Origin of the sequence: Paenibacillus sp. F4 (genome assembly GCF_002894905.1) — a bacterium.
Classification (GTDB): Bacteria; Bacillota; Bacilli; order Paenibacillales; family Paenibacillaceae; genus Paenibacillus; species Paenibacillus polymyxa_B.
This window is the reverse complement of sequence record NZ_POVS01000009.1, coordinates 142,221-166,590: the sequence shown is the minus strand read 5'-3', so window position 1 is coordinate 166,590 and position 24,370 is coordinate 142,221. Positions and strand designations below refer to the sequence as shown.

The 24,370-nt window shown below is 47.3% G+C and carries 22 protein-coding genes; 17 read left to right on the top strand and 5 right to left on the bottom strand.

What is annotated here, in order from left to right:
- Positions 1 to 38: 38 nt before the first annotated feature.
- Positions 39 to 482 (bottom strand): DUF441 domain-containing protein, encoded by a 444-nt coding sequence (locus C1T21_RS07690; RefSeq protein ID WP_029517055.1) that lies wholly within the window; start codon positions 480 to 482, stop codon positions 39 to 41.
- A 22-nt stretch (positions 483 to 504) separates the two neighbouring features.
- Positions 505 to 1,476 (bottom strand): YpdA family putative bacillithiol disulfide reductase, encoded by a 972-nt coding sequence (locus C1T21_RS07685; RefSeq protein WP_103047829.1) that lies wholly within the window; start codon positions 1,474 to 1,476, stop codon positions 505 to 507.
- Positions 1,477 to 1,772: 296 nt separating this feature from the next.
- On the opposite strand from C1T21_RS07685, the gene C1T21_RS07680 reads away from it, so the two are divergent.
- From C1T21_RS07680 to C1T21_RS07670, 3 genes are all read left to right on the top strand, one after another.
- Complete coding sequence (locus C1T21_RS07680) at positions 1,773 to 2,369, top strand: DUF2087 domain-containing protein (RefSeq protein WP_103047828.1); 597 nt, start codon at positions 1,773 to 1,775, stop codon at positions 2,367 to 2,369.
- Between the two features lie 482 nt (positions 2,370 to 2,851).
- Positions 2,852 to 3,949, top strand: a complete 1,098-nt coding sequence (gene rsgA, locus C1T21_RS07675; RefSeq protein WP_025719067.1) for a ribosome small subunit-dependent GTPase A — start codon at positions 2,852 to 2,854, stop codon at positions 3,947 to 3,949.
- A gap of 82 nt (positions 3,950 to 4,031) precedes the next feature.
- On the top strand, positions 4,032 to 4,370 hold the full coding sequence (locus C1T21_RS07670) for a L,D-transpeptidase (RefSeq protein ID WP_023988260.1): 339 nt from the start codon (positions 4,032 to 4,034) through the stop codon (positions 4,368 to 4,370).
- Positions 4,371 to 4,488: 118 nt separating this feature from the next.
- Here the strand turns inward: C1T21_RS07670 and C1T21_RS07665 are convergent, their stop codons facing one another.
- A complete protein-coding gene (locus C1T21_RS07665) occupies positions 4,489 to 5,508 on the bottom strand; it encodes a flagellar motor protein MotB (RefSeq protein WP_258012393.1) in 1,020 nt (339 codons plus the stop codon).
- A 216-nt stretch (positions 5,509 to 5,724) separates the two neighbouring features.
- Here C1T21_RS07665 and C1T21_RS27280 point away from each other — a divergent pair, with 216 nt between their 5' ends.
- Positions 5,725 to 5,874 (top strand): hypothetical protein, encoded by a 150-nt coding sequence (locus tag C1T21_RS27280; RefSeq protein ID WP_023988262.1) that lies wholly within the window; start codon positions 5,725 to 5,727, stop codon positions 5,872 to 5,874.
- Positions 5,875 to 6,002: 128 nt separating this feature from the next.
- On the opposite strand, the gene C1T21_RS27835 is transcribed toward C1T21_RS27280, so the two are convergent.
- Positions 6,003 to 6,242 carry a hypothetical protein gene (locus C1T21_RS27835; RefSeq protein WP_013370782.1) on the bottom strand — a complete coding sequence of 80 codons (240 nt, stop codon included), beginning with the start codon at positions 6,240 to 6,242 and terminating at the stop codon, positions 6,003 to 6,005.
- A gap of 390 nt (positions 6,243 to 6,632) precedes the next feature.
- Here C1T21_RS27835 and C1T21_RS07655 point away from each other — a divergent pair, with 390 nt between their 5' ends.
- From C1T21_RS07655 to C1T21_RS07600, 12 genes are all read left to right on the top strand, one after another.
- A complete protein-coding gene (locus C1T21_RS07655; RefSeq protein ID WP_023988263.1) occupies positions 6,633 to 6,953 on the top strand; it encodes a hypothetical protein in 321 nt (106 codons plus the stop codon).
- A 67-nt stretch (positions 6,954 to 7,020) separates the two neighbouring features.
- Positions 7,021 to 11,016 carry a type VII secretion protein EssC gene (essC, locus tag C1T21_RS07650; RefSeq protein WP_103047827.1) on the top strand — a complete coding sequence of 1,332 codons (3,996 nt, stop codon included), beginning with the start codon at positions 7,021 to 7,023 and terminating at the stop codon, positions 11,014 to 11,016.
- A 16-nt stretch (positions 11,017 to 11,032) separates the two neighbouring features.
- On the top strand, positions 11,033 to 11,875 hold the full coding sequence (locus C1T21_RS07645; protein ID WP_013309988.1) for a hypothetical protein: 843 nt from the start codon (positions 11,033 to 11,035) through the stop codon (positions 11,873 to 11,875).
- Between the two features lie 5 nt (positions 11,876 to 11,880).
- Complete coding sequence (locus tag C1T21_RS07640) at positions 11,881 to 12,417, top strand: WXG100 family type VII secretion target (RefSeq protein ID WP_103048248.1); 537 nt, start codon at positions 11,881 to 11,883, stop codon at positions 12,415 to 12,417.
- A 249-nt stretch (positions 12,418 to 12,666) separates the two neighbouring features.
- Entirely contained in the window at positions 12,667 to 12,942 is a 276-nt protein-coding gene (locus C1T21_RS07635; protein WP_013309990.1) for a WXG100 family type VII secretion target, read from the top strand.
- A 200-nt stretch (positions 12,943 to 13,142) separates the two neighbouring features.
- On the top strand, positions 13,143 to 15,188 hold the full coding sequence (locus C1T21_RS07630; RefSeq protein ID WP_103047826.1) for a serine/threonine-protein kinase: 2,046 nt from the start codon (positions 13,143 to 13,145) through the stop codon (positions 15,186 to 15,188).
- Between the two features lie 84 nt (positions 15,189 to 15,272).
- Positions 15,273 to 16,025, top strand: coding sequence for a vWA domain-containing protein (locus tag C1T21_RS07625; protein ID WP_013309992.1), 753 nt, complete (start codon positions 15,273 to 15,275; stop codon positions 16,023 to 16,025).
- A gap of 12 nt (positions 16,026 to 16,037) precedes the next feature.
- A complete protein-coding gene (locus C1T21_RS07620; protein WP_013309993.1) occupies positions 16,038 to 16,874 on the top strand; it encodes a hypothetical protein in 837 nt (278 codons plus the stop codon).
- 261 nt (positions 16,875 to 17,135) lie between these two features.
- Complete coding sequence (locus tag C1T21_RS07615) at positions 17,136 to 17,945, top strand: SDR family oxidoreductase (protein WP_023988269.1); 810 nt, start codon at positions 17,136 to 17,138, stop codon at positions 17,943 to 17,945.
- Between the two features lie 461 nt (positions 17,946 to 18,406).
- Positions 18,407 to 19,891: an aminotransferase-like domain-containing protein gene (locus C1T21_RS07610; RefSeq protein WP_103047825.1), complete on the top strand. Its 1,485-nt coding sequence runs from the start codon at positions 18,407 to 18,409 to the stop codon at positions 19,889 to 19,891.
- 107 nt (positions 19,892 to 19,998) lie between these two features.
- On the top strand, positions 19,999 to 20,928 hold the full coding sequence (locus C1T21_RS07605; protein ID WP_103047824.1) for a D-alanine--D-alanine ligase: 930 nt from the start codon (positions 19,999 to 20,001) through the stop codon (positions 20,926 to 20,928).
- 1 nt (position 20,929) lies between these two features.
- Positions 20,930 to 22,114 (top strand): aminotransferase class I/II-fold pyridoxal phosphate-dependent enzyme, encoded by a 1,185-nt coding sequence (locus C1T21_RS07600; RefSeq protein WP_103047823.1) that lies wholly within the window; start codon positions 20,930 to 20,932, stop codon positions 22,112 to 22,114.
- Between the two features lie 251 nt (positions 22,115 to 22,365).
- On the opposite strand, the gene C1T21_RS07595 is transcribed toward C1T21_RS07600, so the two are convergent.
- A complete protein-coding gene (locus C1T21_RS07595) occupies positions 22,366 to 22,947 on the bottom strand; it encodes a TetR/AcrR family transcriptional regulator (protein ID WP_103047822.1) in 582 nt (193 codons plus the stop codon).
- Between the two features lie 216 nt (positions 22,948 to 23,163).
- On the opposite strand from C1T21_RS07595, the gene C1T21_RS07590 reads away from it, so the two are divergent.
- A complete protein-coding gene (locus tag C1T21_RS07590) occupies positions 23,164 to 24,273 on the top strand; it encodes an NADH:flavin oxidoreductase (protein ID WP_103047821.1) in 1,110 nt (369 codons plus the stop codon).
- Positions 24,274 to 24,370: the final 97 nt, after the last annotated feature.

Here is a 24,370-nt window from a genome sequence, read left to right as displayed (position 1 = left end):
AGATTGCTATCATTTATTCCTATATTTGTTGTACGAATTTAGCTGCGGCCGATTAACAAGGAAAGCAATCCGGCAGCAATCAGAGGTCCAACAGGAACTCCTTTAAAGAAGGCAACGCCAATGACGGTCCCGATCAGTAGACCTGTCACAATAATGGGCTGTCCAGACATCAAAGTTACTCCGCGGCCGCCAAGATAGGCTACCAGAATTCCGATACCAATCGCGAGCAGTGATTTCCAGTGCAGGAAAGACTCCATCACCTGATTGATACTGATTTTACCGCTGGCTAGCGGGGTCATGACCCCAATCGTCAAAATAATAATTCCGATCGTCAGGCCATACTTTTCAAGCCAGGGGAAAGCAGTGTGAAAGCTGGTTACCCGCAGTAGCAGTAATACAACCATGGCAATAGTCACGGTAGAGTTGCCACTAACAATCCCAAGACCAGCCAATACCAGTAAGATAAGTGAGCTGTAATCCATACAGATGTTCTCCTTCGTTTATTTAGCTTTGGATATGTTCGGCGATTTGTCGCCCGTGCCAGCGACCTGTTTCAATAAACACTTCATTGGCATTGCTGCCTGAAGCGATGACCCCGGCGACATATATACCTGGGATGTTCGTTTCCATCGTGGCAGGATTAAATTCTGGTTTGTCCAGATCCTCAGCCATGTGGACGCCGACAGACTCCAGTAGTTTTCGTTCCGGGTGAAATCCAGTCAGTGCTAGTACAAAATCATTTTCGAGCCGGAACGCTTCTGCGTCCAGTGGAGTGACTAAGACATGGTCTGGATGAATTTCGGTAATACGTGCGCCTAAGTGCAGCGTGATCTTCCCTTTTTGTACCATACTGTCAAACTGTGGACGAACCCACGGCTTGATGTATTGGGACAACTCGCTTCGACGATATACCATATCAATCGTAGCTCCGACCCGCACCAATTCCATCGCAGCATCTACCGCAGAGTTGCTACCACCGATGACTGCGACCCGGGTTCCTGTATAGGGATGGGCTTCGCTGAAATAGTGCGTGACTTTATCCAATTGTTCCCCGGGAATGCCCAAATAGTTCGGATGATCAAAATATCCTGTAGCCACAACGACATAGCGTGACGAATACGTTTTGGTTATTTCCCCTTTGCTCAGGGTATGTACGGTAAATGTACCGTCATCCTGGCGATGAATGGACTGGGCCTCCTCATAATGCTGAATGTTCAAGTTATAATGAGTGGCTACCTTACGATAGTACGCCAGTGCTTCATGACGAAAAGGTTTGTCATTAGGGGTGCTGAATGGAACATCACCGATTTCCAGTAGTTCGGCGGTGCTAAAAAACTGCATGTTCGTCGGATACAGAAAAATGGAGTGAACGATGTTGCTTTTTTCAATAATGACAGTTTGCAAACCTCTGCGGCTGCATTCGATTGCAGCGGATAGTCCGCAGGGTCCGCCACCGATAATGATTACGTCGTGCATTTGGATGAACCTCCAGTTGTATTGGTTTATTACGCCAGTTTTGTAGGGTTAACATTATTTTGACGATTAAAAACAGCTCTCAGAATAGATGCAAATGGGTCGGGTATGGGAGAAGTTTTCAAATAATAATCCTACCGCAATGCGAACACAATATCCAGCCGTTTTCAGAAAGAGATGACGGACGGTGAAGATTGACAGCTACTTTTAGCGAACATATAATTAGATATATATCTATTTTATGTGATTGAATTCGCTTGCATAGCAAGTATGTACTATTGAAAAGAGGTGCAATAACGATGCAACTGGATAAAATGGTCAATTATCATAAAGCACTTGCTGATCCAACGCGAATGCGGATATTACTTCTTTTGTCCCGTGGGGAGATGCATGGCCAAGCTTTGGCGAAAAAGCTGAATTTGTCCCAGCCGACTGTTACACATCATGCTTCCAAACTCCGTGAGGCAGGGTTGATTAAGGAACGACGTGATAAAAACACGGTGTATTTCACACTGAATCCAGAGCTGATCCGGCAGCATGCCGAGGCGACGGTGCAATTTATTTTCGAAAAAGGAGAAGGGGATGAAGAGATGTCAGAGTTGAATGAGACGCTGGAGACGTCGGTCTTACGCAATTTTTTTTCCAAGGACGGCAAGTTGCGTCAAATCCCTGCGCAGTATAAGAAAAAAATAATCGTACTTCAGATGCTGGCGGAAAAGCTGGAGCCAGGTCGCATGTATCCTGAACGTGAATTAAATGAGTGGATCAAGCAATACCATGAGGATTTTGCAACGATTCGGCGTGAGCTGATTATGCATCAGTTTATGTACAGGGAACGGGAAATGTACGAATTGAACCCGCGTGAGATGTGGACGCGCTGGGATCAGGTACGCTAAACGAAACTTGACAAAGATTTCAAAAAAAAGTTTCGTAGTAGCCTTGACAGACAATTGATGGACTTGTATGATAAAGGAAATTTTAGGAGGAGGCGATGTTATATGCGTACGAACATGAATGGATGGGTTCAGCAGCAGAATGACTTGTCTCCCGCACGGACGATGCACGGTTAAAGACTGTATAGACCTATAGTCTTGGCTTAGCAGTTGGTTGGACAGTAGAACCAACGAAATCCGCAGGGAGTGATTCCCTGCGGATTTTTTATGGTTAGGCGTCTTGTTATCCAGTTGTTGGTTCTGGGGAGTGGTCCTTGAGAGACTGCTTGCTTAAGTGAACGAACGGATCACATCGGCCTGAATCGTATACCCTCCGCAGGGAAACCCCTGCGGATTTTTTGCGTTGTTTGCATGCGGGTAGAAAAATGTACACCTATCGAATAACACTACGATTAAAAATTAACGATGATTTCAGGAGGAAAACAATGAGTATACATGAATACGGTTGGTCTGATTACTGGAACGGTTTTTGGGACCAATGGAAGCAAAGCTTTGAGGAACGCGCAGGAAATACACAGGTACGTCCTGCCCGCTTGATTGCCGATTATGGACAAAAGGTGAAGCTTATCACAATGGATGGAGAACGCTGGGGAGCTGCTTCAGGTAAGCTACGACATGCTATTGTCGATCCGGCAGAAATGCCTGCTGTAGGGGACTGGCTAGCAATCACTACGCCAGATGAAGTGTCGGATGCAGTCATCCATGCCGTCTTGCCACGGAAAAGTCGAATATCTAGACAGGCCGCGGGCTTTGAGACGAAGGAGCAGCTGATCGCTACCAATGTGGATACGCTGTTCCTTGTTAATGCGCTGAATCATGATTTTAATATGCGCAGACTGGAACGGTATTTAATTATGGCTTGGAATAGCGGGGTAAACCCGGTTGTCGTTTTGAGTAAGAGTGATCTTTGTGAAGATGTCGAACAACGGGTTGCTGAAGCGGAGGGAGTTGCCCCTGGTGTACCTGTTATCGTTATTTCTGCTTTGCAGAACGAAGGCAGAGAGCAACTGGAGGCGTTTCTTCAACCTGGCTGCACAGTTGCTTTGACAGGCTCTTCCGGTAGTGGCAAATCCACGATAGTAAACTGGCTCTCCGGGTCTGAAGTTCAACTGACACAGGATGTGAGGGAGGAAGACAGCCGGGGCAGGCACACAACCACTCACCGACAGCTTTTTCCCATCGCAAAGCAAGCCGTTTTACTGGATACACCTGGTATGCGCGAGCTTAATCTGTGGGATGATTCCATGGGTGTCGCTCATACCTTTACGGATATTATGGAAACGGCGCAGCAGTGCCGTTTTGCAGATTGCAAGCATAAGGGCGAAGCTGGATGTGCAGTGGAGGAAGCTATAGAGAGAGGGGAATTGTCGGAATCCAGAGTGAACAATTATCGCAAAATGCAGCGGGAACTGGAATATCAGGCGCGTAAGGAGGCAGACCGGCGCAGGAAAGATAGCCGTTCAAGCACAACCCCGGGTCGTAGGGATCAGCGAAGCGGCTGGCGACGTGATGTGGAGTGGTAAGCCGAACTGCAGTGAAGCATCAAATGTAAAAATATAAGAAAATCTATGTTGTAGTCGGCATATGGTATAAAGGGGTGAATATATGCCGAACTACAGCATTGTTGTGGATTTATCGGATCGTCGTTTATATTTGAAAGATGGTGATCAGATTGTTCTTAGTTATCCAGTCGGTATTGGCAAGTTGGCTACACAGACACCGCATGGGCAATTTACGATTATTAACAAACAGCCCAATCCCGGCGGCCCTTTCGGAGCGTTCTGGATGGGGCTGTCCAAGCCGCATTATGGCATTCATGGCACCAATGAGCCATGGTCCATTGGCAAGATGGTGTCACATGGCTGCATTCGAATGCAGAATAAGGATGTGCTTGAGCTTCAGGAGAAGGTAAGTATAGGCACGCCAGTCACGATACAGCCGTAGCGGCTAGACGACATCAGATTCTGTATTTACTCAGACGTGGAAACCGCGTCATAGGCTGGATCTGTGAAGCGTATTTCATGGCGAACGGCCGTAACCTTAAGTTAGATGCTACGTTTAGTTACGATTTGGGTTGGATAGGGATACGGGCTTCAATTTGTTTGGAGCCCTCTTTGTCGTCTGCGGATTTGACTAACGGTCCCGAAAGACGTTCTCCTTGTGTACCGTACGCCTGTTTGGCGTTGGTCCACATATCTTCGTTTGGTTCGAAACTTATGACTATGGTGTAGCGGTTGGCAAGGCTCGGCTTTTTGACCCTCATGCTGAAGGAGCCGTCAGGCATAACTTTGGTTTGATCATCGTAGCCAAACTGCCATCGTCCCGGAAAATCAATCGTGAGTTTGACGTCCGACCCTTCCAGCAAATTGCTGCGCGCATATACATGATAATAGTTACCTTCTTGCTTCACATCAGGCTTAATCCACACTTGAGGGCTACCGTAGTCCTTAGGTTTGTTCCAGACGGGCTTAACTAAAGGGATATTGCGTTCTTGTTCAGGATCAAATTCAGCCCCAATCCGAACTTCATACAGAAGCTGTTTGTTTTCTTCGTATTGATATACATAAGGACCTTCCAATTTGTTGCCACCGCTGCCATACAGATTTCGTATTTCATTTTCTTGGTCATCCGGACGGAACAGAACAGTCAGATCCATACTGCCCTGTATTCCAGGGCGTTGTACCTGGAGTACAAAACTTCCGTCCTTTTGAACGGTTGTCTCATCTGTGTACCCAGTTAACAGGGAGTTTTTGACCGCAAGATTCCCTTTGATCCGTGCTCCGGCCGGGAGGTTGGAATGCCCTATAACCTTCACGGTATTTTTATCAATGCTAACGCCTCCTGATATTTCGACATAGCTGCTGCCTTGCTGGTGGGCAGGTGTATGATTGGCAGCTCGTTCATCAAGGGATGATGCACCTTGGTTGGGATTACCCGTTACGGTGTAGGCACGTGCTTCAGCTTCATGTTGGGCCATACTCCGGGTAGAAGCTTTTTCCCTGTTGCATGCAGCCAGCATCGTTAGGATTAAGAATGCACATAAAAGGTTCCAGCCTATTTTGGTAATCATGTGTTTACTCATGGTTTTTGCTCGCTCCTTGTCCATAGCTTCCAGGCTTAACGTGATAAAATTTTCGAAACTTTATGTATTTACCCTAATTAAAGGGTATGTAATCCCGCCTGCTTTATCCTATAAGGAACGTACCTGTTTAAATAACAGACAGAATGGTTAAAAATGGATAGCCTGATCAACCCCTTGAAAAGCAGGGGCAGCTTGCTGTAAAGGAGCCTGAGTCATATGTCCATTGACCGTTTTATCTTAAAAAAGCTGGACAACTGCCGGGAAGAGCATACACGCGCTAATTTACTAGAACTGTTTAGAATACGGATTGAGAAGGCGCAGAATAAGGAACGAGGCGGTAAAAAAGGTTATCGCAGAATACTTTAAATAGAGTCTGATCAAATGCATGAGCTGCGGTAAGTCAAATGTATCATGTTTCAAAGCTGCTGATATGGAGAGGGTGCTGAAATGCCCCTCTCTTTTTTGTGTATAATTTGGACAAAAAAAAGTCCCTCTTAATAGAGGGACAATGCCAATGAATCATTTTCACTAACGCTATGCAGTATGGCTTCACAACCGACAATCTCTATACTGATCAAAGAGTTAAGACATTTTTGAAGGGCACGCTTGCCGCTGGAGATTTTATTCTCCAAAGTGTTACTTAGAAGTTTTAATGTTTTTTGTACTGGTTGCTTATTTTCTTGATTGAAGTATACGGGAATACGTTTGTTTTGAAATGTAATTAATGTTCTCACAAAAATCACCTCGCCTGAGTTATTTCATGGCTTAATTGTAGTGCCCGTTTCTTAAAATTACCTTAAAAACACCTTATAAAAACATAAAGGTCTGAAAAATTTACAAAGTGTTCACAACAATCTAGGTAACAATCGAATTTAGTTCTAACTAATCGACAAAATGACGTATATACCTATATTAGAAATGATTAAATACATATTATTGATACCAATGACTCTACTACTATTCGAAAATATGACTAAAGTATCTGTTTTATTTTTTAGAGTGGGCATTTTGTAACAAATTGACAGTCTGATAGTCGGATGCTACAGTTACGATAGCCATATTTCCGTAGAAATAGGCTTTTTGCGTGAACTTTGCTATATATTAAGGATCGGGAGGGATGACAGATGATCCTGACCGTGCTTTCAGGACGACAGGAAACAGAGTGGTTTGACATCGAGGTAGCTGATGAATACTCGGTGGAACATTTAAAGTTGATGCTGGGTGTGCGCATTTTCGGCGAGCCTCCGGCGGAAGGCATGCAATATATTATGGAAGCAAAGTTCCCGGAAGGGCTTTGGTTCAGGGTGGGAGATAACCAGCTACTCACAGGATCAGGCTTGCGGGAAGGCTGTACTGTGCGTATTCAGCGCGCTTTTTCGACAACTCAGGACGAAGCGCCTGTGTATGGAAGGCGTTCTCTGTTTCAAAGTGAAAAAAATGGGTAAATACACACATGAAATTATATGAAACCTTGGTAAAATGAAATAGTAAGCGAAAAGGGGGACTTTTGTCTTGAATGCATTATACCAGCGATCCCCGAGATTAAGGCCGGCGCTCCGAGAGGAGAAGCTGGAGATTTTACGGCCTCCGGCTGAGCCGAGCAAGCCGTCTTTTTCTATTATATCTATACTTATTCCGTTAATGATGACGTTGGTGACTATAGGCTTTTACGTATATATGAGCAAAACAGGCAAGATGGGCAACAGTAACTATTTGATGTTCCAGATGGTCACTGTAGTCATGATGCTTACATCTTATACGATTCCTTTTTTCGTCTATTTAAATAATAAGAAGGAATACAAGCGTAAGCTGGAGGAACGGGACCGGATGTACCGAGAACAGCTCCAAAAGCATCGTGAAGAACTTGAAATGAAACGCGAGGAGCAAATTCGCACACTATATGAAATTCACGGTGACCCGCAAATATGCACTCAAATCGTCAAAAACCGCAACAGTTCACTTTGGGAACGATCACCGGAAGATGAGGACTTTTTGCAGGTGCGTATTGGGACTGGACAAGTTCCCTTTCATATTAAATTGCAAATTCCACGCCCAGACGGTTATGATCGAGATCCTTTGTTGGGAGCTGCGGATGAACTGGAAGAAGAATTTCGTCTGGTAGACGCCGCTTCCATTGCATTACCACTGTTTCAATCCAAAGTGGTTGGATTGGTCGGCGAACGGGAGCATACCCTTGCTGCGTTAAGAGTCATCTTGGCACAAGTGACGGTTCGTCACTCGCCAGATGAAGTGAAAATCGCTTCCTTCTATGACGAGCGAGAGGAAAGTGAATGGACTTGGATGCGCTGGCTCCCACATGTGTGGGATGATGACCGAATCCAGAGGATGATGTCAGACCGCAGTAGTAGTGCCCATCAATTAGCTGATTTTCTGTTTGCCAGACTGAACCGTCGTAAAAATAATCGCAATGATCGCCAGGGCAAAGGGATGGAAGTCCCGTGTTATATCGTTGTTTTATCTGACACCCAGCTGATTGAGGAAGAACCGTTGCTGCCGTTGTTACTAGAGGACGGCCGAGCCATTGATGCGTGTACGATTGTGCTGGCTTCTCGTAAAGAGGCTTTGCCGATGCAGTGTCAGCTGATTGTGGAGGCTTCCAAAGAGCAGGGCGTATATGCTCGCAAATCAGAATCGGCGGAGGTTGAACAGCAAAGTTTTAAACCGGATCGTTTGTCAAAAGAGGAAGCCGATGCATTAGCGCGGTACATGGCTCCTATTCGCTTGAAGCGTTCCTCTGCTTCTGATATTCCCGCTGTGCTGCCTCTGTTTGATATGATGAGCGTAGCGAGTGTGGAAGAACTGGACGTGGCAGATCGGTGGCGACGTAACCGCCATCCTGATACCTTACCCGTACCGATGGGCGTGCGTGCAGGCGGTAAGAGGATTATGATTAACCTGCATGATAAGATAGAGCGTCAAGGACATGGTCCCCATGGCTTGATCGCCGGTACAACGGGTTCAGGGAAGAGTGAGGTTATCCAGTCCATCGTAGCCTCGCTTGCTGCCGAGTTTCATCCGCATGATCTTGCTTTTATGCTGATCGATTACAAGGGTGGAGGCATGTCCAATACGTTCGTTAACTTGCCGCATGTTGTGGGTACGATTACGAACTTGGACAATAATTTGATTGAACGTGCCAAAATATCTCTTAAAGCAGAACTGGTTCGTCGACAGAAGATATTAAACGATGCAGGCAATTTACAGCATATTGATGAATATTACAGACTACTCCGGCAGCGGCAGGAACAACCGCTGCCTCATCTGGTTATTATTATTGATGAATTTGCACAATTAAAGCGGGATCAGCCAGAGTTTATGGACGAGCTAATCAGTATTGCCGCGATTGGGCGGACACTAGGTGTCCATTTGATTTTGGCGACGCAAAAGCCCGCAGGTGTCGTGGATGATAAGATCTGGAGTAACTCCAGGTTCCGCATCTGCTTACGGGTGCAAAGCGAAGGTGATAGCCGTGACATGTTGAAAATACCGAATGCCGCGTGGATTACGAAGCCGGGACGAGGATATTTCCAGGTGGGTAGCGACGAGGTGTTTGAAGAGATGCAGTTTGCTTGGAGCGGTGCGCCGTATATAGGCAACAGCGATATTTCTTCTGCACTACCTGTACATGAAGTGAGACTGAACGGGAAACGTGAAGCGCTACTGACGGGCGGCGAACGGGCAAGCTCAGGCTTAAAAGGAGAAGAAGCCCCTAAACAGCTTCAAGTATTTATTGATTATATTGCGAATGAGGCTGCTAAGGCAGGGATTGAACGACTTCAGGGACCGTGGCTTCCGCCGCTGCCTGAATTGCTGGATTTAACAAATCTGCCGGCATGCACCGAAATAGATAGTACATCGTCATCTTTGGAGCTGAAGGCTCTTATTGGTCTGGTTGATGATTTGCCGAATCAGCGGCAGGAGCCAATTTATGCATCGCTCGATCATGGTCATTGGGCTGTGTATGGCATGCCGGGCATGGGTAAAACGACCTTTTTGCATACATTGCTGATGTCCACGGCTCAGCGTTTTGCTGCGAATCATTGGAACGGTTATATCATTGACATGGGTCGAACGATGCGCGACTTTGGGGAACTTCCCCAAATCGGGGCTGTTATGATGGCTGAGGAGGATGACCGGATCAAGCGATTGTTCCGTTATCTGTTCAAGATGGTGGCCGTACGCAAGGAAATGCTTTCCGAGGCTGGTGTCAAAACAATAAGCTCTTATCGACGTTCTGCTGTCGAAGATATTCCGCAAATTGTCGTAATTATTGATGGATACCTTAATTTCCGTAATGCTTATCCAGATGAAAATGAATTACTGGAATCTCTTTTGCGTGAAGGAGGTAGTCTAGGTATTACGTTTATCATTACAGCGAACCGGATTACCGATGTGTTTGAGAAATTCCGTAGTAACATACCAAATGCTGTTTCTTTTGAAATGTCCGACCCGAGTGACTATTACTATGCGGTAGGACGACCAGCCAAAACGCCAGGACCGTTAATTCCAGGCCGCGCCCTGGTTAAAGGACATGTTCCTCCGCTGGAGTTCCAAACGGCATTGCCTTCACCAGGTGAAGATGAGTCGGAACGATCAGCACGATTACGTCGCAATATTGCTGGCATTGCGCAGGAATGGAAAGGCACGCACGCACCAGCCATCCTCCCATTGCCTGAGCGGATTCCACTGTCGGAACTGCTTCAGCAGTGGGATCGGACAAGTGGACCATCGGGCGCACTTCCTTATGAGGTACCTGTAGGTCTACAGAGTGACGATCTTGAGCCTTTTCTCCTGAATCTAAAAGAAGGGCCCAATTTTATAGTGGGTAGTCCAATGGAGGGTGGAAAAACCTCTTTTCTAATGAGCTGGATTATATCGCTGGCTTATTACACATCACCCGATCAATTGGAAGTCTATACGATCGATACACGATATGGAGGCGGAGGACTTTCTAGATTACGGCATCTTCCTCATGTTAAGGCTGCAGCCGAAAGCGAGGAAGAAATGGGACCTCTGGTACAGAAAGTGTATGATATCGTTCAACAACGGAACAAGGAGGGGAATGATCCCGAATTGCTCCTGGTCATTGATGATGCGGATATGTTAAGCAAGCAACTGAACGATTTTATGATAAAGGATCAGCTCTCCGCCATTGTACGGTTGGGACGTGATCGCAATGTGCATGTCGTGCTATCGGGTGTGCCATCTGATTTCCCTACCTTTGGTGTGGACTGGTTTAATGATGTCAAGGCAAGCCAAAGCGGTATGCTATTTGGAACACTAGATTCGAACGATCTATCGTTCTTTCGTATCCCTTATTCGGAGGCGAACGCCGCTGCTGGTGGCCTAAAAGTCCTGCCACCTGGGCAGGGATACTACGTACGGCGCAAATTTACCAGGATAAAAGCTGCAATTCCCTTCTCAGAGCAAGTGAGTTGTGAGGATTGGATAACGAAAATTCGTGACCGATGGCATGTTGTAGTTTGAAGGGAGGTGGCTCATAATGTTAACGTTTCAAGCTTCCAAGCAGAAGTTAATAACCCTCAAGGCGAAGGAACTGTTTTTTCTAGCAGGCGTATTGGGTTCTGACAGACTGCTTGGGGTGGAAGATCCGTTTAAGGGCTATCTAGCAGAGGAGTTGGCAGAAGAGTGGGAGCAGGTAAAAGCTACTCTTTTGGAAAAGGGTTATCTAAAGCGGGTAGATAAGGGCAAAGAGCTAGCAATGCCTCCTACCGTTTTTTCAAGAGTCGCTATCGCGGGATTATCCAACAGGGCTTGCCGAATTCGCTATGTGCGGGGAGGTAAGCAGTTTGAAGGCTATCTCCATTGCACGAACGAGCGTGTAGTGGAACTCGTGAAATCCGCTGATGAACCCGATGAGTATCGACTGTACGATCTGGGTAATGTGGAAAAGGCTTGCGAAACATTGATTGATAAAATGGGTTGGGTAGATCGACTTGTACCTGAATCCCCGGCGCTTATGTTCTCCAAGCAGGCATTTAATAAAATTTACGAGCAATCGGCAGGAGAAAGTGTGTCTCTGATCAGCAGTAAACTGACCGAGGCTAGCGGAGATGCAGAGGGGGCTGCAAGACTGGCTCAGTCTTTGAGTTCCCGTGTAGCCGAGGGAGAACTGCAATTGCTGGTTTGGAACGGCAGGGAGTGGGAATCACAACGAGCAGCCTTTGTCCTGTGTCCTGCAATGAACTGGATATTTCGGATGAGCTCTAGTGGTAACGGAGACTGGCTGATTGCAGCTATGGCTTCAAGGGATCAGTTTGTGGATTTATTATTAAATTGGTTGAAACAGTCGGCAGTGAATGAAGAAGTGACAGAAGAAGGGTGATGGATATGCGCATTCGAGTTGAACCGGATGTGCTTCGGGGGCTTAGCGGGCAGCTACAGCATGCGGCGGAGCAAATTCAACAGTTAACAGCAGGTTTGGAGCAGGCGTTACAATCGCTGGATTGGGATGTATCTGCACGCGAGGCAATCTTGAATCATTGGATGCAGGCCAAGCGGATGTCAGAACAGATCCATGCTTACCTCCATACATCAGGTACACAACTGAACCGAAAGGCAGAGCAGTTTCAGTCTGTTGACCACAACTATCAAACGATTCTGTCATTTGCCAGCCAACCATTGGGACGACCCGTCACGATGCTCGATTGGTCTAATCAGCAATCACCGTCTATTCTGCCTGGGCAAGCTTCGGAAGGAAGCAGTCTGATTTCAAACCCGCAGTCTGTCGTACATGCCATTGCTGGTGTACAACCTTCGGATGTAGAAACGTTGCATCAGGATATTCTGATGCAGGCGTCTTCTAGCAGTCCGCAGGATTGGTATTTTACTGATCCGTCTACAGTAAGAGATCAGCCTGTCGCTTAGTTGGGATCGCGTTCCGGGACAATCTGGATCGACTGCAAAATTTATTTGAATTCGTTTCACAATTCCCGGCTTTATGGGACTTATTAGGTGGTTGTTTTGTTAATATTATACTGTTAGGCGCTGTTTTATAGTTAAAAAGTGGGATTATTACAATTAGGTCCTTTGCCTTTTGTAGGGAATTAAATAGCCATAGTACAATTTGAACCAGATAAAACAAAAACATTTTTATCATCAAGGAGGACGCAAAAAATGGCAGGACGCATTTTAATTACCCCAGAACAGGTTGATCAGGTGGCTAACCAATTTAAACAAAGTGGTGAGCAAAGCCAACAGATCGTTTCCAGTTTGACACAGTCCATCTCAGGTATGGAAGGTCAATGGGAAGGTATGACTAAACAACGCTTCTTCCAAGAGTTTCAGGAAGCTAGCAAACAAATGCAAGCTTTCGTAACGACTTTGAACAGCATCAGCCAAGAATTGACAGCTATCGCTAACAAATTCCGTACGGTTGACCAAACGAAATAAGTTGCCTTGCCTGATGGGCATTAACTTATCATATACCACTCTATAAGAAGCAATATGTGAGCCATTCCTCACGGTTTGGCACAGGATGTTCAGGAAAAACCGGGCGATCTTCGGATACCCGGTTTTCTTGCCATCCATAGATGTATATAATAAGGTGAGGAAAACTAGCATACTGAATGATGTAAGGAGAGGGATGTTTCATGTCTTTTCAACCGAATCCGGGAGACGAATTGATCATAAACGGCACAGCTTATGTGGTTGGACGACATCCCGCTGCACCCGGTTTAGCCTATGCTCAAGCAGGGCGGCAGGGAATTGTATACCAGCTGAATGCCAAAAACGGAGCACCGCATGAGGCCAAAGCCCTTAAGGTGTTTTTTCCGAAGTTCCGCATCCCGGCTATGGTTTATCAATCTGAGCATATGGAAGCATACGGGGATATTCCCGGTTTGCAGGTATGCAAGCGTGATGTGCTCACTCCAGAAAGAAACGGAAGTCTGATCGCCGAGCAACCTGATTTGCTGTATGCGGTGCTGATGCCATGGGTTCACGGTATGACATGGTTCGATTGTCTCACAGATCAGCGTCAGCTTGAGGCTTCCGATAGTCTGGCTTTAGCCAGAGCATTGGCAGGGATCGGTTCAGCTATGGAGCAAAAAGGATTGGCGCACTGTGATTTATCGGCGCCGAATGTGATGCTTCCGTTTTTTTCTGAAGTGGAACTGCCTCAAGGCACGTCAGCTGTGGAATTGGTGGACGTGGAACAAATGTATAGTACTAAAATGGATCGTCCAGACGCTCTATTGGCAGGTTCGCCAGGGTATGCCGCACATCGTACCGTCCACAGCGGGTTATGGAGTGCGTATGCAGACCGTTTTGCAGGGGCAATTATTATAGGAGAAATGCTAGGCTGGTCTGACCGTGTTGTAGTCGACAAAGCGTGGGGCGAAAGTTATTTTGATCAGCATGAAATGCAGACGCCTTGCGAACGTTATTTTATTTTACGAAAATCACTTGAATCCCGTTGGGGCAGCAAGGTGGTAGAATTGTTCAGCCGTGCCTGGGATAGTCAGGATTTAAGCAGTTGCCCTACTTTTGGCGAATGGCTGGTTGTACTTAATGCGGTTACTGAGCAGGAAATTCCAGTTGAGGCTATAGAACCGGAGCCTGCTGCGACAGAAACAATAGAATCGGCAGCGGTGGGCGGCCTTGCCAGTGAAGCTGCACCCTCTTTGTCAGCGCCTGCACCGCTCAAGGCTGAACAGGCTGCACTGCTAAATCAGGCTGCCCTGGAGCAGGGAGAGCGTGGAGTAACGGACAAGCTGTTCCGACAGGCACGTGATTTGGAGCAGCAAAACAAACCTGCTGCAGCGCTAGAAGTATACCGGTCGTTGTATCATTTTGTAGAAGACGGCAGTCCTCTGCATGTGGAGGTGTCGGCTGCGATCACAGGGCTAGAGGAGCAGTTGAATCCCAAGACGCCAGAGCAACCTGAAAAATCAAAAGCCTGGTATCGCTCCAAAGCGTTTATCGTGACAACTGCGGCCGCAGTCGTTCTGTTGGCAGCTGGAATCCCAGCCGTGAATATTCTTGCAGATCAGTCCAATCAGCGACAAATCGAGGCAGCCAAGCAGGAAGAGGCAGCGAAGACTGCAAAGGCGGCCGAGGAAAAGCTGGCAGCCGAGCAGGAAGCCGCCCAAAAATTGCTGACGGAGAAACAACGCCAGGAAGCGGAACAGCAGGCCAAACAGCAGGTACTTGTCGCTCAAAAGCAACAGGAAGAGCAGAAGAAACAGCAAGCCCTTATCGCTCAACAGGTTAAATATGAAGCTTATCTCGCCCAAAAAGAACAAAATAAGCAGGCGGCTGCCAAGTTGGCGAAGCAAAAAGCGTATGATCAACAGGCAAAGTATGAAAAATACTTGGCTTTGAAAAAAGAGCAGGAAGCCCGTGCCGCCCAGGAAGAGGCAGCTCGTAAGGCAGCAGCCGAGGCGGAACAAAAGCAAAAAGAGTCCATGCATGCACGAAACAAGGAGAACGTTCTTCAGCTTATTTCCCTGTACAACAAGGCATATGCCTCTCAGGAAGGTGGAAGCGCTGCGAAGGCAAAGAGCTTTGCCAAGCGTTTTAGAACACTATATGATAGTAATCCTTCTTATTATCGTTCGGTAGGTGAAGTGGGGTATCGGGCTTCCTCGATCTATAACTTTTTAGGAGATACGAATTTTAGATTGCCTAAAATTTAATATTTCATATGTTTATATATGGGCGGAATGATAGATACGAAACAGATGGGGATAGAAGGTAACTGAGGGGAGCATGTACAAACCATGAATTATACAATACAGGCTTCACAACGCACTCCCGCCCTGATCATTTACCTGATTGACATCAGCGCGTCGATGAACATGCTGATGGAGGGGCGGCGGCGTATTGACGTTGTATATGAAGCTATATCGCTGGCGATCCGGCAGATGGTTTTCCGATCAACCAAAGGAAATCGGCTGACAGCGCGCTATAGGATTGCGATTTTAGCTTATAGTGATGACGTGTATGACCTGCTGAATGGTGTCAAGGGAATTGATGAAATCGCGGCCATTGGTTCGTTGCCCGATTTGACACCCAAACGATTCTCAGATTCAGCAAAAGCCTTCCTGCAAGCTGAGCGTATTTTGCAGGCAGAATTACCAGGGATGCAGGACTGTCCTGCACCTTTGGTCTGTCATATGACAGATGGGGTTTCCACAGGCGATGATCCGGAACCGATTGCGAAGCGCATTATGAGCATGAGTGTACCGGACGGTAATGTACTGGTGGAAAATATATTTTTATCCGACAGGTTGCTGGAAACGCCTATTCAGGACCCCCGTCGCTGGAAAGGTCTGACACATAATACGCCGTTGCAGGATGAACATGCTGTGAAATTGCGTGATATGTCTTCTGTACTGCCTGAAAGCTATCGAGAAATGCTATTTGAGGCAGATTATCAGTTAGGTGAAGGAGCCATTATGATGCTGCCCGGAACCTGTGCGGAACTGGTGTCCATTGGGTTCCAAATGTCGGCCGCAACGCCTGTACGGTAAGGAGGTAAAAGCATGAATCCACTGCTGTCCCTGCTCCCCGCGAGCAAAAAAAAGGGAATGAATGCAAGGCTGACTCAGCAATTTGCTTACATAAGCTCTCAGACAGGCGATCAGCCTTTATCATCTCATCACAGTCGTTTTATGTGTCGTTATGGCTATGGAAGATCTGCCGAATCTGCCAGTATGGGAGAAAGCGGACAGGATTTCGCCGCAGTACGTATTCATAAATCCGTCTGTTGTTTTGTCTTGTGTGATGGCGTCGGGCTCAGTTACCGAGGAGATTTTGCAGCCCGTTATCTGGGTTCTTCTTTACTGGATTGGATGGAACGGGGACAAGATCTGTCTGCTGATCAATTGAGAGTGTACCTTGAACGTTTGGCAGGTACAGCGGCAGAGGAACTCGATCGGCAGCCTTTGGATCACGAATCAGGCTTAATGCGTTCGGTATTGGAAGATAAACGTCGTCAGGGAAGCCAGTCCATGTATATTTGCGGAAAAATCGAACTGCCGAAGCGTGGTAGCCGTGGACGTCTCCGACTTGCCTGGCAAGGGGATTCACGTTTGCGATTATGGAACGGTGCCGAAGAAATTAGCGAGCTGTTCGATCATACCTTCTCTACAGCGGAGCGCTGGTCTACAAGTCGTGGGCCGATTGGAGGGAAGCCTCATTGGTACGAAAGAAGTATACCTGCAGATATGCCGATGAGACTACAGGTATATACGGACGGTTTATCCGATTTGGACCCCATTCGCGAGCCTGTCCCTGATGAGCAGATACAGGTATTGCTGGACGCATCCCATACCGGGGGACTTGATGATGATGCTGCATTTATTGAGCTGCAGTGGTAAATAAGCAAAAGGACGTTCTACATCCATATCCATGGTTGTAAAACGTCCTTTTTTGATGAATACATATAAAATTACGAATCTTTAAGATATTTATAGAATGTAACGAGGAGGAGAAGGAAAGAGGCGCTAATACGCGTAATATTCGCTCTTTTCTTAAATATCGCAAAGGAATAGCAAAAAATGCGCAAAAATAGTGATTATAAAGTATATCCTTTTGGGTAATCTTGTGATTATACAGATTACAGAAAGGGAGCGATACATATGAGCTACACATATGCAGGAGGCGCGCGCTTTGAAGGCAAAACCGCTCTAATCACGGGGGCTGGTTCTGGTATTGGCAAGGCAACGGCCATTCAAATGGCTAGAGAAGGAGCGAATGTCGCTCTTTTTGACGTAAGTAATGAGCGTATTTTGGAGACAGAAAGAGAAATTAATGCTATACGTGAAGGGTCAGCGCGGGCATTTGACGTGGACATTGCCGATCCGGTGCGTGTGGAAAAAGCAGTTCTGGAAGCGGTTGAATTATTTGGCGGTCTGCATATCATTTTTGCTAATGCGGGGATTAACGGGGTCGTCGGACCGATCGAGGATCTGAGCATTGAGGATTGGCGGCAAACATTGTCCACGAATCTGGACGGTACCTTCCTGACGGTGAAGTATACAATACCACATTTGAAAAAGAACGGTGGCGGCAGCATTATTATTACCAGCTCCATTAATGGAAATCAGCGCTTTACCAGCTTTGGAATGTCAGCCTACAGCACATCGAAGGCGGGTCAAACCGGTTTTGCTAAAATGGCTGCGCTGGAGCTGGCTAAGTTCCGTATTCGTGTCAATGTCATCTATCCGGGTGCCATTTCGACGAATATTGATGAAACCACGGAGAAATCGGAAGGGTTAAAGCAAATTACCATCCCCGTCAAGTTTCCTGAAGGAGGACAACCGTTGGCTGATGGACCGGGTCAACCCGAGCAGGTAGCTGATTTGGTGACATTCTTGGCCTCTGATCATTCGCGTCACATTACTGGTGCACAAATTGTCATTGATGGGGCAGAGTCGTTATTGTTTTAGAAAATACTGCATTCTCTGGGACAGAGAAATGTTTTGTGGTATCCTGAGTGTATTATCTTGGTTACGGTGCGAATGTGAAGCTCACATAAAAACCCCGGATCCTTCGCACCTCGAAATTTGTCGAAATGGATTCGGATTAGCTTTCTTCGTTAGAAGTCAATAGTCGATTCAAGCTTTTTTAGCATCGTTTTTTTCGAAAATGCATGGAATTGATATCATCTGGATATTAATTTCTTTATTTTCGCTGTCGCACTCTATGTGAGTGCGTGGATTGAAATCTTACTCATCACTCATCCCAATGGGCGCGATGAGAGGCAATGATGCGAGGGAATGAGGCAAGAATACGAGGGAGTACAGGAGATAAAATACGGAAGAACCACCGAAGGATGAAAAATCCAGTGCGGTGGTTCTTTTTTTTCACTCGTCTTGTATGCCATCATTATAGGGGGAGGCGATGAAGGATGTTCCAGGATTTCAAGCTCGTAAGTGACCGCCCGGTCTCGATACAAGTAAAAGAATACGTCAATCGTTTAATTATAAAAGGGGCGCTTCAGGCGGATCAGAAGCTACCTTCCACACGAGAAATGAGCGTTCTGCTTAAGGTGAGCCGCAATACAGTCATTGCAGCCTATGAAGGCTTGGAGGATGATGGATTTACGTATGCAATTCCCGGAAAGGGTAGTTATGTGGCCGCCATGGTGGGCCAGTCGGCCCTAGATAACGGAGGATCTGACGGCTCTGCCACTTGGGAGATCGACTGGAAGGCAAGAATGAACGAGTATGCTGTATCAGCTGTTGACCTGGATATGATGAAGCAGGGCATTCGTGCCCAAAAGGGAACTATCTCGTTCACAAGCATCGCTCCAGATGAGCAGCTGTTTGATCTGGGGGATGTAAGGCGAGCTTTTATGGATCGGATGGCAATCGAAGGGCAGGTGCTGCTCAACTACGGCTATGCCAAGGGCTACAAGCCGCTGATTGATTACCTGATGCATTATATGGAGAACAAGGGCGTCGATATAATTGGCAAGGATATGCTGATTACAGGCGGTTTTACAGAAGGCTTTGACATTGTGCTGTCGGCTTTACGCCCTTCTGCACGCCGCGGAGCGGCAATTTGTGAAAATCCGACCCATCACACAGCGATCAAAAATTTGAAGTTGCAAGGATTTGAGATTACCGGCATTCCGATGGAGTGTGACGGTATTGATGTGGAGCGGCTAGAGGAGGTACTGCAGAACAATAGCTTCGATTTGGCTTATTTAACTCCTTCCTATCATAATCCGACAGGCATCGTCATGTCGCCAGCAAAGCGCAGCGCTGTTATGAAATTAATGATGCGCTATCAGATTCCGGTGATCGAGGATGGATTCAATGAGGAGCTTCGCTACTCGGGAGCGCATGTTGCGCCCTTAATAGCAACAGCAGGGCAAGGGAACGGAGTAATCTATATTGGCAGCTTCTCCAAGGTGCTGTTCCCCGGCTTGCGAGTAGGCTGGGTGCTTGGAGACCGAGCACTGATTGACACTCTGGAAAGCATTAAGCGTGCGCGCACCATTCATACCTCAACAATCGATCAATCGATTTTATACCAATATATGCTTAACGGAAATTTCGATAAACATGTAAAAAAAGCACGTACAGAGTATAAGCGCAAATATGAGCTGACAAAGACATGCTGTGAAGCACATCTTCCTGAGGCGCAGGTGTCTGGTGACGGGGGCTTGCATTTGTTCCTTACCTTCCCGACAGGCGTAAATACACGCCAGCTGCTAGAAGCTTGCACAGAACAGGGCGTCATTTTCACTCCGGGAGACAAGTTTTTTATTCAAGAAGGCGAAGGGACGAATACATTGCGGCTTGGGTTTTCACGAGTAACAGATGAAAATATCGAACGGGGTATTCAAATAATCGGGAAACAGACGCTTAACTTTCTTGAAGCATAATAGTTAAAAAAGAGCTATAGAGACGGAATATTGTTCTGAAGAAGTACTAGCGATCGGATGAATATCCGTAGCCATATAAAGATTTTGAAGAAAAATGAGGTGTCATGATGAAAATTGGCGTTATTATGGGCGGTATTTCCTCTGAGCGTGAGATTTCTCTGCAGACAGGTCAAGAGATGATCAATCATTTGGATCGCAGCCGTTATGAAGTGGTTCCAATGCTGATCGAGCAGCGAGCGGATTTAATCGCGCAGGTCCAGCAGGCAGGCATTGATATCGCGCTGTTGGCACTACATGGTCAGTATGGCGAGGACGGCACGGTGCAGGGAGCGCTGGAGACGCTGGGCATTCCCTACACAGGCAGCGGTGTCCTGGCAAGCAGCTTATGCATGAATAAGCAATTGTCCAAGATGCTGTTGAAGGCAGCGGGTGTGCATACGCCTTCAGGCCTTTACTGGCAGGGGATGGACGATTATGATCCGCAGGTGGTGGAGCGTTTGGGCTACCCGGTTATTGTGAAGCCGAATACGGGGGGATCCAGCATCGGCATCCAGCTTGTACAAAATGAGAAGGAACTGCTGTCGGCTGTTCAGGGGGCTTGCAGCTTGGATCAAGCGATCTTGATTGAGTCCTATTATGAAGGGACGGAGATTACCTGCTCCATCGTAGATGGCGAGGTATTACCGATTATTAGCATTAGCTCCGCTCGTTCGAAGTGGTTCGACTACAAAGCAAAATATGAGGTCGGCGGTGCTGAGGAGAAGGTGATCGAGTTTCCCCCCGTTATTGAGCAGCGTGTGCGCGAGGCGGCACTGGCCAGCTACCGGCTGCTGCAATGCAAGGTCTATGCAAGGATCGATATGATTTTGTGTCAGGATAGACCTTACGTGCTGGAAGTGAACACATTACCGGGAATGACCGCCAACAGCCTGCTTCCGAAGAGTGCGGCAGCTGCGGGTATAACCTTTACACAGCTACTGGACCATATTATTTCCAGCTCGCTCCATGAGCGGAAACAGGAATGGGGGATGGCGTAATATGTTTAGTGAAAAGGGGACAGGGCGGTTTGTATCCTCGCGTGTACGGGATATTTGCCCATCGGGAATTCGCGCTTTTTTTGATCTGAATGCAGCAGGCGGAGGTACAATCGCCCTTGGGGTCGGAGAGCCTGATTTCGTTACACCGGAAAAGGTACGTGAAGCTTGTATTCAGGCATTGCGTGAAGGGCAGACGAAATATACTTCGAATGCTGGCTTGATGGAGCTACGGGAGGAGATCTCTGCTTATTTTTCCGGCAGCTTCGCGCTTTCCTATGATCCTGAGCAGGAAATGATTGTGACGGTGGGGAGCAGTGAAGCCGTCGACCTGGCGCTGCGAGCAGTGATCGATCCGGGTGACGAGGTGCTGATTCCAGCACCAAGCTATATTGCCTATGAACCCATTACCCATCTGCATGGCGGTAAAATTGTAGGGGTGGCGGCTACGGCAGAGGAGCAATTCAAGCTGACCCCGCAAGCGTTGCAAGTGGCAATTACACCTCATTCAAAGGTTTTAATGATCAATTATCCCTGTAATCCGACTGGAACAGTTATGACGAAGCAGGATTGGCTACCGATTACAGAGCTCATTATCAAACATAATCTGGTCGTCATTTCGGATGAAGTGTATGCCGAACTGACTTACGGGAGAAAGCATGTCAGTATCGCCTCTTTGCCGGGCATGAAGGAGCGTACGATTGTCATCAGCGGTTTTTCCAAAGCATTTGCGATGACAGGCTGGCGGGTAGGCTATGCGTGCGGTCCGTATGAGCTGATTGCCGGCATGCTAAAAATCCATCAGTACACAGCCATGTGTGCGCCCACCATTGCACAGATTGCCGCGCTGGAATCATTGCGTCATGGCTTGGCTGCCAAGGATGAGATGATGGCGAGCTACAATGAACGTCGCAAGCTGTTTGTGGCCGGCTTGAATGCAATCGGGCTTGCTTGTCATGAGCCTGAAGGGGCTTTCTATGCCTTCCCTTCAATTACTTCTAGTGGCATGTCATCTGAGCAGTTTGCACTTCGTATGCTGAAGGAAGCGAAGGTGGCGGTCGTACCGGGACATGTATTCGGATCAGGCGGAGAGGGCTTTATTCGCTGCTCATATGCAGCCTCGCTCGTCGATTTGGAGAAGGCGCTGGAACGGATGGGAAGGTTTATGCAGGTAATGCAGCCGGTATGATGAACAGGGTTAATAACTCAACTTTTGCCGAACGTTTTCATAAAATATTTTACAAATACCTTTATGATTTTCGAAAACATAAAGGTATTTTTCTAGGGCGTGTATTCAAACTATAAATCATAGTTAAATGATGGTAAATTGAGATATGAAAAGACGATACGAAATACGCGACGATCAATGGGATCAAATTAAAAAACGATCTAGAGGCGGATTAACTACCTTTTGGTAGTTAATCCGCATGCCATTTTGCATTAATTGAACATGTGGAACCCGTCGGTGATCAGCGGCATTACCCGCACAGCCAGCTCGGAGGGGGGCTCTGTTCTTCCCTCCAGATTCCAGCGGTAGGTAACACCGTATAAAGACCAGCTTAACAGGGTTGCTGCGGTTGCGAGCGACTTCGAGTCCGCAGCGACGTCTGCTCCAGAGATCAGCTGAAGGGTGAGTTTCTCAAGATGCAGCTTGATATTTTCTTCAAGCAAGAGGGCCACTGAATCGTATTTCTTGAAGCAGTGGTGGCTTGTTTCATGGTAATTACATAATGCCACAATAAGCTCCAGAAGCGTCTTCTTCGTCAAAGGTCCTTTCGTATCGACTTTACAGACTACCATATTCGTAAATGCGTCCAGCAAAAAGGCTTCGAACAGCGCATATTTATCCGGGAAATGTGCATAGAAGGTCGCCCGGTTAATCGTGGCTGCCTTGGTGATGTCACCGATAGTTATCGAGTTGAAGTCCATGATGTTCAACTGCTGAATGAAAGCATCCAGAATTAATTGACGTGTCCGAATGACGCGCGGGTCGTTTGGATTGGGAGGAAGTACACCAGCCATCCTTTGAACACTCCTTTCAGTAAAGATACTAATCTCTTATTATAAACATGTGTTGAATAGACAACAATTATTATCTCCCAATACGACAGTTTTTTTCACTTCTTGCTTAAGCAACAAATTAGTCGGATTGTTGGTTGAAGCGGGAACAGGAGCTTGATACTATTGCACTCATATCCACTATGAAAATAATTATTGAAACTATAGGAGGCGTAATTCTTGACTAAAGAGCAGCAGCAAACTCATTCACTGGAGGCCTTATTTGAACCTCATACGGTTCATCAATTAACTATACCTAACCGGATTGTAATGTCGCCGATGGCGCGTGCTTTTGCACCGGAAGGAGTGCCGGGTGAGGATACTGCCGCCTATTACCGACGCCGCGCAGAGAACGGGGTAGGGCTCGTCATCACCGTAGGCATGATTGACCATCCGGCTGCAACAAGTGAGCCCGGACTTCCTAGTATCTTTGGCGAAGCCGCTTTGAACGGCTGGAGGGAAGTGGTCAGACAGGTCCATGAGGCTGGAGGGGTCATATTCCCGCAGTTATCGCATATGGGGATGATTCGCCCCGTGGGTTCCCAGCCTTACCCGGACGCTCCGTCGATTGGGCCTTCGGGACTGGATATGCAGGGGAACAAAGTAAGCGAGCCGATGACGGAAGAAGAAATTGCCAAGGTCATCCAATCCTTTGTCGATGCGGCAGTAAATTCACAGCAGGTTGGCTTCGACGGAATTGAGCTGTCGGGCGGTCACGGCTTACTGATCGACCAATTCTTCTGGGAGAAAACCAATCAACGGACGGACCGCTATGGCGGCGATTTCCTGAAGCGTACCCGGTTTGCAGCCGAGATTGTCCAGGCAGTCCGCGCTGCCGTCGGCCCGGATTATCCGATCTCCATGCGCCTGTCCCAGTGGAAAATGGCAGATTATACGGCGAAGCTGGTAGATACGCCGGAGCAGCTGGAGCAATTCCTGACTGTGCTGGTACAAGCGGGCGTAGACATTTTTCATATCTCGACGCGCCGATTCTGGGAACCGGAATTTGCAGGTTCGGAGCTTAGTCTTGCCGGATGGGTGAGGAAGCTCACCGGGAAGACAACGATTACTGTTGGCTCCGTAGGCATGGACAATGATCCCGCAGATGGAGAGAAGGCAGACAACCAAGGACAGAAGGAGCTGCTGAAGCGGCTGGATAACTGTGAGTTTGATCTGGTAGCTGTCGGACGCGCGCTCCTGGGTGATCCGGCATGGGCGAAGAAAATCCGGGAGGGACGGACAGAGGACATTCTAGCCTTTACTCCTGAGTCTGCAGCCAATCTGTATTGATTGCGTGCTTGTCATAAGAAGGTGACATAAGAAAACCAAACAAGCAGGTTAAGACATCCAGCCTTGATCCGCTTGTTTGATTTCATAAATTAGGGTG